The following is an 11,202-nucleotide window of genomic DNA, read 5'->3' on the forward strand; positions in this document are numbered from 1 at the left end:
TGAGCCATAGTGTGACGAAGAGCGTGGCGAAGAGTGTGGCGATAAGAGCCAGGGAAGCGCAGGAAGGGAGGCCATCACATGCTGGGGATCTGGTTGGGGGTTGCGCTGGTCAACATCAGCGGCTATCAGCCCATTGCGGAGCAAACCTGGGTGCAGCTCAATCCGGAGTACTATCCGGTGCACAGGGCCGTGCCGCCCATCTTCGCCGCCTGGCGGGGCAATCAGTTCCCGCCGCTGGAGCAGAAAAAAAAGAACGGCCGCTGGCAGATCCTGTTTCCTGCCCGTCTGGTGCCCCCCTTCGATCTGTTCGAAGGGGAGGCCCAGCTCTCCAAGGCCTATCTGGCCAGGCTCAAGCGCATCGATGAGATGGCCTATGGCATGGCCCCGCATTCATCCGTGTTGCCCGTCACCACCACCTCTCTCTCTTCTCAGGAACTGGGGGTGGCACCCTTCATCGCCGAGTTCTCCTTGCCGGGGGCGAGTGCGGGGAGGGGACGAATGCCGGAGGCTGAGCCGCTGCTGGCCAACCTGATTGGGCGGGCGGCGCCTATCCCTCAGAGAACCGCCGCTCAGATCGGGGCTGTTCAGATCGCTGCCCTCGGCCAGGGAGCCGAGGGGTCCACTCTGACCCTGTCTACGACAGCGGCGGAAGGGGCATCGCGAGTCTGCCACCAGGTCGCGGCGGGGGAGACGCTCTGGCGCATCGCCAGCCAGCTCCAGGCGCAGGTGGGCAGCGGGTCTGATACCTACAGCTATCTGCTGGCGCTGGTGGAGGAGAACCGCCCCGGGATGGGCAAGGGGATAAGGGTACAAACAGGCCAGCGTCTCTATTGCCCCAATGCCGAGACCCTGGCTCGGTTCGACGCCATGAGCCCGGCCCAGCGTCAGCAGCAATTTGCCCGCCTGGAGCAGCAGCGCTGAGCTGCGTTCGGATATGATCTGGTGCCGCGGCAGGGAGGTATGGATGGCGAGTCGCTCGTACCTTGTATCCACCCCAGGCCCATGCTAGTATTCGCGCTCGTTTTGCGAGGTGCTGACCGGTCGCAGTCAACACCATATATTCATCTTAAAAGAGATAACCACTATGTCTTTCGTATTCCAAGCTGAAGTCCGTTCTGACCTGGGGAAAGGTGCGAGCCGCCGCCTGCGTCATGCTGACCAAGTTCCTGCCATCGTTTACGGTGCAGGCAAAGAAGCCGTGTCCGTTACCCTGGACCACAAAAAGCTGATCCTGGCCCAAGAGAAGCCGGAGTTCTACTCCTCCGAGCTGACCCTGGTCATCAACGGCGAAGAAGTAAAAGTAAACGTCAAGGCGATCCAACGTCACCCGGTACGTTACAAGCTGGTTCACCTGGATTTCGTTCGCGTCTAATCGGCAACGAACTTTCCTGTAAAGAGGCCACCCAATCGGGTGGCCTCTTTGTTTTACGGTATTTTTGTCGGGAAAATAAAATACTCGAACAGCACTATTGGTCTTTACTTGCAGGCATGATTGACAGCAGGACACGTGTTGTGGTGCTCTGATGTCCACAAGGTATTCATTCAAGGCCATTTTCTGGGGTGATGTTGACCGTTATGAAGGGAATCGTACGGGCATATTTCCTGCTGTTTTCACCTATTCTGCTGTTGGTCCTGGCGGGGGGGTATCTGCTGGGCAATGCACTGATTGAGCGCGAGCTCTACCGCGTTCGCAGCGATGAGAGCACCTTCCTGGCGCTCGCCAGCGGCCGTCTTGACGACGAGCTGGCGGTGCCGCTGCGCCATGTGCGCAGCATATCGGAAGAACCCATCCTGCTCGAGGCGGCGAGTCGCAATGACCGTGACACCATGGCAGTCCAGTTCACCATCCTGATGAACCGTAATCCCGACTATGCCCAGGTGCGTTGGCTGGCCCCGGATGGAATGGAGCGGGTACGCATCGATCGTCAGGGCCAGCGCCTGCTGCGTGTGGCGGACGAGCAGTTGCAGAACAAGGTGGAGCGTTATTATTTTCGCGACGCCATGGCGTTGCCCTGGGAGCGAGTCTACGTCTCTCCGCTCGATCTCAACGTTGAACACGGGGTGATCGATCGCCCCTTCAACCCCATGATCCGCATTGCCAAGCGCCTTCGCCTTGGGGGACATGATCTTGGCTTGCTGCTCATCAACGTGCAGGCTGCTCGTATGCTCAAGGCGTTCGCCAACAGCAGCGGCAAGGCGACGGATCACACCATGCTGTTCAACCAGGACGGTTATTGGCTGCGTAGCCCGGACCCATCTCAGGAGTGGGGTTTCATGCTCGACCGCCCGGAACTCACCCTGAAGCACGCTTCTCCCCAGGCCTGGCATGCGTTCTGGGGCGCTCCGAGTGGCCAGATGGAGTCTGCCGATGGGCTGTGGAGCTGGACCACCCTGTACCCGGCACAGAATCACGATCAGCTGATCTGGAAAGCCGCCTCTCTGGTACCGCGCAGCGAGCTGCTGGCCATTCGCACTCACATCTGGGGGAGCATCTCGGTCACCTGCGCCATGCTGCTGTTGCTTTTCGGTGCCGGCGTGGCCGCGCTGGTGCGCAGCCGGCGTCGGGAGCAACTGGCGCAGCAGGAGGCGGCCAGGCTGGCGCAGGTCAAAGGGGATTTCATTGCCAACATGAGCCACGAGATCCGTACCCCCATGAACGCCATCATGGGGCTGACCTACCTGCTCGAGCAGGGAGGGCTCGACGATGGTCAGCATGCTCTGGTACGCAAGATCCACCAGGCCGGACAGGCGCTGCTCGGGATCATCAACGACATCCTCGATTTTTCCAAGATTGAGTCGGACCGGCTCGAGCTTGAGCGGGTGCCATTCAGCATGGAAGAGGTGCTCGATCATGTGGCGGCCATCATGTCCACCTGCGTTGGCGAGAAGCACCTCGAACTGGTGGTGAGCAGTGCCCCCGAGCAGGTTTCCCATCTGATTGGGGATGCCCTGCGCCTGGAGCAGGTGTTGCTCAACCTGACCGGCAATGCCATCAAGTTTACCGAGCGCGGGGAGGTGGAGGTCAAGGTCGAGCTGGAAGCCGAGCAAGATGGCATGGCCACCTTGCTGTTTCGGGTGCGCGACACCGGGATCGGCATTCCGCCCGAGCAGCAGGCCAATATTTTCAATGCCTTCTCCCAGGCAGACTCCTCCACCAGCCGCCGTTTCGGGGGAACCGGGCTTGGCCTGACCATCAGTCGCCGCCTGGTGAACCTGATGGGGGGAGAGATCGGCGTCACCAGTGAACTGGGCAAGGGGAGCGAGTTCTGGTTCCGCGTCCGGCTGGAGCAGGTGGAACGGCCCGAGGCCTTGAGCGAGCGTCTGCAACACATCTCGCTGCTCATCGCCGACGACAATCAGGTGACTCGCGACGCCCTGTCGATGACGGTGGGTTCCCTCGGCTGGCAGTCACGGGTAGTGGAATCCGGTGAGCAGGCGCTGCACCACCTGCTGCGCCAGGGTGAGCGCTTCGACGTGATTCTGCTCGACTGGATCATGCCGGGCATGGACGGGCTCGAGACCTGCCTGGCTATTCGCCGTGCCTTCGAGCGGCAGGAGCGTTCACCCATCATCATCATGGCGACCGCCTATTCCCAGGACGAACTGATGCACCGTCCCGGCTCGGAACAGGTGGATCTGGTGCTGCACAAACCGGTCACCGGCTCCAGCCTCTACAACGCGGTGGCGCGCCTCATTCACGAGAAGCGCGAGCACGTGGAGCCGCTGGAGAGTGGCCAGCGCCGTCTGCGGCTGCCGGGCGTACATGTACTGCTGGTCGATGACAGCGACATCAACCTGGAGGTGGCGACCCGCTTGCTGCAACGGGAAGGGGCTGAGGTGATCACCGCCATCGACGGAGAGCGGGCCCTGGCTTGTCTCGCCGATCCGGCGCGGCGCATCGATCTGGTGCTCATGGACGTACAGATGCCAGTGATGGATGGCTACGAGGCGACCCGTCGCCTGCGCCAACTGCCGGGACGGGAGGAGACTCCCGTGCTGGCTCTCACCGCCGGGGTGTTCAAGGATCAGCGCGAGGCGGCGCTGGCCAGTGGCATGAACGACTTCATCGCCAAGCCGCTCGATGTGGAGCAGCTCATCGCGACCTTGTTGCGCTATCTCCCGGACAGCGTCCTGCCGCTCGCCGTGAGCGACGAGCCCCTCGTCCAGGAGCCGGTGGCCGGCATCGATATCGATACCGGACTTCGCAACTGGGGCGAAGCCTCGGTCTATCTCAAGTACCTGCGCCGTTTTCGCGATGACTACATGACGGTCGGCACCGTGTTGCCTGACTATATCGCCCAGCACGAGACCGATGCGGCCGCGAGCCTGACACACAAGATAAAGGGGGTGGCGGGCAGCCTGTCGCTCACCGATGTGGCGCGCGTCAGCGCCGAGCTGAACGAGGCCATCGAGCAGGGAGGCGACACCAGTCAGCTCATCGCTCCCTTCCTCGAGGCGCTGGAGCGGGCGCAACAGTCCATCGATACCTATGCCGGGCGCGAGCCGGGCGCAGTCAGCTCCCCGCAGGCCCAGGGGGAGGCGCGGGAGGCGTGCTTGCACGCCCTGCATCAGGCCCTGGTGAGTGAGGATCTGGATCTGATTGAGCCGGCGCTGAGTCAGGCCAAGAGTTACCTGCCTTGCGAGCTGGTGAGTGAAATAAGTGCGGCTCTGGAGCTGTTCGATATCCCGTTCGCCACCCGCAAGCTGGAGGATTATCTGGAGGAGCGTGAGGAACCTGCACCATGAATCGACCGCGAGTGCTGATCATCGACGACGAGCCGAGTAACCTTGGGCTGCTGCGGCAAATCCTCAAGGAAGAGTACAACCTCTTCTTTGCCAAGGGGGGGGAGGAAGGGCTGGCCGCCGTGGGTCGCCACGAGCCAGCCCTGATCCTGCTTGACGTGCGCATGCCCGACATGGACGGCTATGAGGTGTGCCGCCGGCTCAAGGCCGATCCGGCGTATGCCGGGATCCCGGTGCTCTTTATCACGGCGAGCGACAACGCAGACAGCGAGAGTCAGGGCTTCGAGGCGGGCGGGGTGGATTACATCTACAAGCCGGTCTGCCCGAGCACGGTGCGCGCCCGGGTGCGCAACCACCTCTCCCTGGTGCGTCTCGATCAGCTCGAGCGCAGCTACCGTACCGCCATCGTGATGCTGAGCGAGGCGGGTCACTACAACGACACCGACACCGGTGTGCATATCTGGCGCATGGCCGCCTATGCCCGTGCCCTGGCCGATGCGGTTGGCTGGAGCCCGGAGCAGTCGGACCTGCTGGAGCTGGCGGCTCCCATGCATGACATGGGCAAGATCGGGATCCCCGATCACATCCTCAAGAAGCCCGGCCCCCTGACCGAAGAGGAGTGGGCCATCATGCGTACCCATCCGCGTATCGGTTACGAAATCTTGAAACGCTCCGACGGGCTTATCTTCCGCATGGCGGCGGAGATTGCCCTGCATCACCACGAGAAGTGGGATGGCTCGGGTTACCCCGCAGGAGAAACCGGCGAAGGGATCCCCGAGGCATCGCGGATCGTGGCCATCGCCGATGTGTTTGACGCCCTGAGCGTGCGTCGCCCCTACAAGGACCCCTGGCCTCTGGAGCAGGTGCTGGCGACGATGCGTGACGGTGCTGGTCAGCACTTCGATCCCCGGCTGCTCGCACGTTTTCTCGAGATCATGCCGGAGATCTTGCGCCTCAAGACTCAGTGGGACACCCGCGAGGCGCGGGGGGATTACCAGATAGGTTGCGTCAGGTAGGGATTGCTGACCCGCTCGCGACCCAGGGTGGAGCTGGGGCCATGGCCCGGCACGAAGACGATGTCATCGCCAAGGGGCAGCAGGGTCTCGGTGATCGAGCGGATCAGGGTGGCATGATCCCCGCGGGGGAAATCGGTGCGGCCTATGCTGCCGGCAAAGAGCACGTCTCCCACCCAGGCGAGTCGTTCGGCTTGATTGAGCAGCACTATGTGCCCCGGGGTGTGGCCGGGGCAGAAATAGACCTCCAGCTCGCACTGGCCCAACTGCACCTTGTCACCTTGCTCAAGCCAGTGATCCGGCGTGAACACGGGGGTATGGGCGAAGCCGAACATCTGGCTCTGTTGGGGCAGCATGTCGAGCCAGAAGGCATCCTCCTTGTGGGGCCCCGTGATGGCCACACCGGTTTTCTCCCGCAGCTCGGCCGCCGCCCCCACGTGATCCAGATGCCCGTGGGTCAGCAGAATATGGGTCAGGGTCAGCCCCCGCCTGGCGATGGCCGCCAGCAGCTTCTCCGCCTCGCCACCGGGGTCAATCAGCGCAGCCTGGTTGGTCTCGTCACACCAGATGAGGGAGCAGTTCTGGGCAAACTGGGTGACCGGGATCACCTCGAACTTCAACATGTGGGACTCTCCTGATGGGTCTGACGGGCGTGCTGTTCGGCGAAGTAGGCGAGGCAGGCCTGCTTGTCACCACGAAACTGGATCCGCTCGCGCTTGTTGTTCAGTTGATAGAGGTACATGGGGTCATAGTAGCGGGTCAGCAGCAGGCGGATCCAGGCGAGGTGCAGCGCCGTATCCCCCGTGTTGGCCTGCTCCTTGAGCGCTGCCTGCATCAGGTCATCCAGCTCCCGGTGGTCCTTGTCACCGAGGCGACGCTTGAGGCGGGCCAGGGCATCGGTCAGGTAACCGGCAAACTGTGGCCAACCCGCCTCGCTGCCGTACATTTCCAGATAGCGTTGCCAGAGATCCTGCACGTAATCCACCCGGATCTGCTCGGCCCGTTCCTCCTGAGGCACCTCTACCACCACCAGGGGAGCTTGGCACATGGCCTCATAGAGGTTCAGCGGCAGGGCGCAGCGACCGATGAGGCGGCTCTCGTCTTCGACCACGAAGGCATGTTCGCCATTGTGACGGCGCTTGAGCAGCTCGATGGCCAGCCGGTTCTCGAAGTTGATGTTGCTGGGCTGTCCCCCCGGCAACTGGCCAAAGGAGGATCCCCTGTGATGGGCGTGCCCTTCCAGATCCACCGACTGGGCAATTTTCGCCAGCATGTGGGTCTTGCCGGAGCCGGTCATGCCGGTCAGCACACTCCAGTGACACTGGGCGCTGGCGCTCTCCTGGGTATCGATGAGAAAGCGGCGCAGCTCCTTGTAGCCGCCGGCCACCCGCGGGCGGATGACACCTTCATCAGCCAGCCACTGCTGCACTGTCTGCGAGCGCAGGCCACCGCGAAAACAGTAGAGCAGGGCATCGGGCTGCTGGCGCAACTGCGCCAGCCATCCTTCAATACGGGTGGCGCGCACGGCGCCCCCCACCAGCTTGTGGCCGAGTTCGATGGCCGCCGCTTGACCTTGCTGCTTGTAACAGGTACCCACCTGGGCGCGTTCGTCATCCGTCATCAGCGGCAGGCTGACGGCGTTGGGGAAGGCCCCTTCCTTAAATTCGACGGGGGCGCGCAGATCGATGAGGGGCACGTCTTCCAGGAAGATGCGCGCCAGGTTCGTTTCGAGCGGCAGTTCACTCATCGTGCATCCCTCTGACAGGTCAGAACCGTCGGGGCGACAAACCGCAGTGCACTCATTGGATGACCTCGATAAAGCGCGCGCCATCCAGTGGCTGCAAGCGGCCAATGGGGGAGAGGGCCAGCCCGGCCTGCTCGGCAATGGCGAGGAATTCGGCCTCGGTTTCCTGACCGACGGCCACCAGCAGGCCGCCGCTGGTCTGCGGATCGCACAGTATGTTGCGGGTGCGATCACTCATGGCATCGAGCTTGTGACCATAGGAGTCGAAGTTGCGCAGGGTACCGCCTGGTACGCAGCCCTCACTCAGGTAGTGATCCACCTCGTCTAGCAATGGCAGCGCCTTGAAATCCAGGCGGGCGCACACCCCTGAGCCTTCGCACATCTCCAGCAGGTGGCCCGCCAGCCCGAAACCGGTCACGTCCGTCATGGCATGCACGCCGGGCAGCTCGGCAAAGCGTTGGCCAATCTTGTTGAGAGTGCACATGGCGTTGGGGGCCAGTTGCTCGTGCTCGGGCTTGAGCTTGCCCTTCTTCTGGGCCGTGGTGAGGATGCCGATGCCAAGGGGCTTGGTCAGATAGAGTGTGTCTCCCACCTTGGCGGTGTCGTTCTGCTTGATGGCACCCAGCGGCACTATGCCGGTCACCGCGAGGCCGAAGATGGGCTCGGGGGCATCGATGCTGTGGCCACCGGCGAGCGAAATACCGGCCTCATGACACACCTGGCGACCACCGTCGATCACCTGCTGAGCCACTTCCGGCGCCAACGTATTGATGGGCCAGCCGAGGATGGCGATGGCGACGATGGGCTTGCCACCCATGGCGTAGATGTCGCTGATGGCGTTGGTGGCGGCGATGCGGCCAAAGGTGAAGGGGTCATCGACGATGGGCATGAAGAAGTCGGTGGTGGAGACGATGCCCTGACCGTTGCCGATGTCCACCACGGCGGCGTCATCCTTGCTGCTGTTGCCGACGATCAGGGTCGGGTCGTCAAAGCCCGGGATCTGGCTCTTCAAAATGGTGTCGAGCACCTTGGGGGAGATTTTGCAGCCGCAGCCAGCGCCGTGGCTGTACTGGGTCAGACGAATGGAAGACATGCTTACCCCTCTTGGTTCAAACTCATGTCGGCGCGCGTGACGCGATAAGGGTGCGACCCCTGTGAGGGTCCACCAGAGACGGTGATCCGGATGGGCGGCGGGCCGGCAGGGTGTGCCGGATGGCATTGAGAGTCTGGCCCCCAGGGTCGCGCCAACGGAGTCACGGGACGGCGCATTATGCCACAAAGAGGGTGAGGATTCCGAACCCCATTGACGGCAAGAGGGCCAAGAGACTGCTGCCTCATCAGTGTCCTGGATGGCCCAGGCGGCAGACGAGGGCAGATGGGAATAAACTGGCAGGGCGCCACCCACACAGGAGTGATCCCGATGAAACTCTATGCCCATCCCTTTTCGTCCTACAGCCAGAAGGTGTTGATCGCCCTCTACGAGAATGACGTCCCCTTCGATTACTTGAACCTGGAGGCGGCGGCGGTGAAGGCCGAACTCGCCAGTCTCTGGCCCCTCAAGCGCTTTCCTGTGCTGGTGGATCAGGGGCGCACCCTGATAGAAAGCAGCACCATCATCGAATATCTCCAATGCGCGCATCCCGGCCCCCATTGTCTGGTGCCCGCGGGGGAGGATGGGATCGAGGTTCACATGCTCGACCGCCTGTTTGACAACTATGTGATGACACCGATGCAGAAGGTGGTGCTGGACAGGATGCGCCCGGCGGGAGATCACGATGGCTATGGCGTCGCCCAGGCCAGGGAGCTGCTGGACAAGATCTACCCCTGGCTTGACGAACACCTTGCCGGACGCACCTGGGCGGCAGGGGAGGCGTTCACCCTGGCCGATTGCGCCGCCGCCCCCTCGCTCTTCTATGCCGACTGGGCCCATGAAATCCCGCACTCACTCACCAGGCTGCGTGCCTACCGTGCCCGTCTGCTGAGTCACCCCTCCATAGTCCGGGTGGTGGATGAGGCGAGGCCCTACCGCCACTACTTCCCCCTGGGGGCGCCGGCCCGTGACTGAGCCGGGCGCGAGATCCCGGCAGAAGGTAACCAACCCAGCACTGATGTCGGACGGGGGAATGGTCGGGAGAGGGGGGGGGCGTGTTATATGCAGGAAAATGAGTTTTGATGCGCTTTTGTCTGATATTTCCCCGAGGATTTTCCAAGGTATGTGATTTTATTTTCATATTTTTGCATAAAGTAATCGACCATGTTCACCGCTGGTGAGTGCCATCTGCCAGTGAGCATGAACCTTGGCTAAAGGCGAGGGCACGTGAGGAGTAGCGGCCAGTTGAGGAGGGGACAGACGGAGTGAGCCTCGTTATCTCTTGGGGACGTAAAACAGAGAAGGCCCGCTATCGCTAGCGGGCCTTCTCTAGGGTATGGCTTGCCATCAAGCCCTGGTCTGGCACTGTGCCAGCGCTGGTTGGCGCGGCTTAGCGGGCGCGTACCACCAGACCCTTGAGGTAGAAGCCTTCCGGATAGGCGGTACCTATGGGGTGATCGGAAGCCTGGGACAAGAGCTCCAGGATCTGGGCATCGCGACCGGCATCGAGCGCCGCATCGGCCACAATCTTCTGGAACAGGCTCTGCTCCATCAGGCCGGAGCAGGAGTAGGTCAGCAGCACGCCGCCCGGCGCCAGCAGCTGGAACGCCAGCATGTTGATGTCCTTGTAGCCGCGGCAGGCACCCAGCAGCTGGGCCTTGCTTTCGGCAAACTTCGGCGGATCCAGCACGATGACGTCGAACTTCTCGCCCTTCTCGCGGTATTCACGCAGCAGCTTGAACACGTCGTGACGCACGAACTGGGTGGTGCTGGTATCCAGCCCGTTCAGCTCGGCGTTCTGGCGGGCGATGTCCAGCGCATTCTGGGAGAGGTCCACGTTGACCACTTCCCTGGCGCCGCCCTTGAGGGCATAGACGCCAAAACCGCCGGTGTAGCAGAAGCAGTTGAGCACTCGCTTGCCTTCGGTGTACTTGGCGGCGGCCTGGCGGTTGTCACGCTGATCCAGATAGAAGCCGGTCTTGTGACCGTTGCGAATGTCCACCAGGATCTTGACGCCGCCGTTCTCCTCGATCACCACAGGCTCGGTGGGCGTCTCGCCATGGATGACGCCAGTGCGTTCTTTCAGCCCCTCTTTCTTGCGTACCGCCACGTCGGAGCGCTCATAGATGCTGCACTCCGGGTAGAGGGTACGCAGGGCCTGGGTGATGAGGTCGCGCTGGAACTCGGCACCGGCGGAGAGGATCTGGCACACCAGGAAGTTGGCGTAGCGGTCGATGGTCAGGCCCGGCAGGCCGTCGGATTCGGCGGCGCACAGGCGATAGCCGGTGAGACCCTGACGCTTGATCAGCGGATCCCGGGACTCTTGCGCATATTTGAGGCGGCGGATGAAGAAGTCGAGGTCGACGGTCTCGTCCTTGTCGAAGGTCCAGACCCGGGCACGGATCTGGGAGCTGCCTGACCAGGCGCCCCGGGCGAGCCACTTGCCATCGTTTGAGTAGATCTCGACGGTATCGCCATCGATGGGGTTGCCCTGCACCTTGTCGATCCCCTTGGAGAAGATCCAGGGGTGACGGCGCAGCAGGGATTTTTCGCGGCCTTTGACGAGATAGATGGAAGCGCTCATGGGAGTTGCCAGATGGTCAATAGAAAAG

9 protein-coding genes are annotated in these 11,202 nt (G+C 62.3%); 5 read left to right on the forward strand and 4 right to left on the reverse strand.

The features are described from left to right. The first annotated feature begins 78 nt into the window (after window positions 1–78). The 4 genes from PG898_RS03405 (at window position 79) to PG898_RS03420 (ending at window position 5,759) form a co-directional block, all read left to right on the forward strand. Complete coding sequence (locus PG898_RS03405) at window positions 79–921, forward strand: hypothetical protein (protein WP_043131914.1); 843 nt, start codon at window positions 79–81, stop codon at window positions 919–921. Window positions 922–1,084: 163 nt separating this feature from the next. Next, window positions 1,085–1,372: a 50S ribosomal protein L25 gene (gene rplY / locus PG898_RS03410; protein WP_041205748.1), complete on the forward strand. Its 288-nt coding sequence runs from the start codon at window positions 1,085–1,087 to the stop codon at window positions 1,370–1,372. A gap of 203 nt (window positions 1,373–1,575) precedes the next feature. Then, window positions 1,576–4,746: a hybrid sensor histidine kinase/response regulator gene (locus PG898_RS03415; protein WP_270823537.1), complete on the forward strand. Its 3,171-nt coding sequence runs from the start codon at window positions 1,576–1,578 to the stop codon at window positions 4,744–4,746. Beyond that, window positions 4,743–5,759, forward strand: coding sequence for a response regulator (locus PG898_RS03420; RefSeq protein WP_042650066.1), 1,017 nt, complete (start codon window positions 4,743–4,745; stop codon window positions 5,757–5,759). Before PG898_RS03415 ends, PG898_RS03420 begins: the two co-directional genes overlap by 4 nt. Here the strand turns inward: PG898_RS03420 and PG898_RS03425 are convergent. From PG898_RS03425 to selD, 3 genes are read right to left on the reverse strand one after another with little or no spacing between them, the layout of a single operon-like run. Beyond that, window positions 5,735–6,379 carry an MBL fold metallo-hydrolase gene (locus PG898_RS03425; protein WP_043131912.1) on the reverse strand — a complete coding sequence of 215 codons (645 nt, stop codon included), beginning with the start codon at window positions 6,377–6,379 and terminating at the stop codon, window positions 5,735–5,737. The two genes, PG898_RS03420 and PG898_RS03425, sit on opposite strands and share 25 nt — an antisense overlap. Continuing rightward, window positions 6,373–7,503, reverse strand: coding sequence for a tRNA 2-selenouridine(34) synthase MnmH (gene mnmH, locus PG898_RS03430; RefSeq protein WP_043131911.1), 1,131 nt, complete (start codon window positions 7,501–7,503; stop codon window positions 6,373–6,375). Before mnmH ends, PG898_RS03425 begins: the two co-directional genes overlap by 7 nt. A gap of 52 nt (window positions 7,504–7,555) precedes the next feature. Next, window positions 7,556–8,593, reverse strand: coding sequence for a selenide, water dikinase SelD (selD, locus tag PG898_RS03435; protein ID WP_043131909.1), 1,038 nt, complete (start codon window positions 8,591–8,593; stop codon window positions 7,556–7,558). A 327-nt stretch (window positions 8,594–8,920) separates the two neighbouring features. Here selD and PG898_RS03440 point away from each other — a divergent pair, with 327 nt between their 5' ends. Next, window positions 8,921–9,565 (forward strand): glutathione S-transferase family protein, encoded by a 645-nt coding sequence (locus tag PG898_RS03440; protein ID WP_043131908.1) that lies wholly within the window; start codon window positions 8,921–8,923, stop codon window positions 9,563–9,565. Window positions 9,566–9,980: 415 nt separating this feature from the next. On the opposite strand, the gene PG898_RS03445 is transcribed toward PG898_RS03440, so the two are convergent. Further along, a complete protein-coding gene (locus tag PG898_RS03445) occupies window positions 9,981–11,174 on the reverse strand; it encodes a class I SAM-dependent methyltransferase (protein ID WP_043131905.1) in 1,194 nt (397 codons plus the stop codon). Window positions 11,175–11,202: the final 28 nt, after the last annotated feature.

Source organism: Aeromonas sp. QDB31 (assembly GCF_027707605.1).
In the GTDB taxonomy this organism is placed as follows: domain Bacteria; phylum Pseudomonadota; class Gammaproteobacteria; order Enterobacterales; family Aeromonadaceae; genus Aeromonas; species Aeromonas media.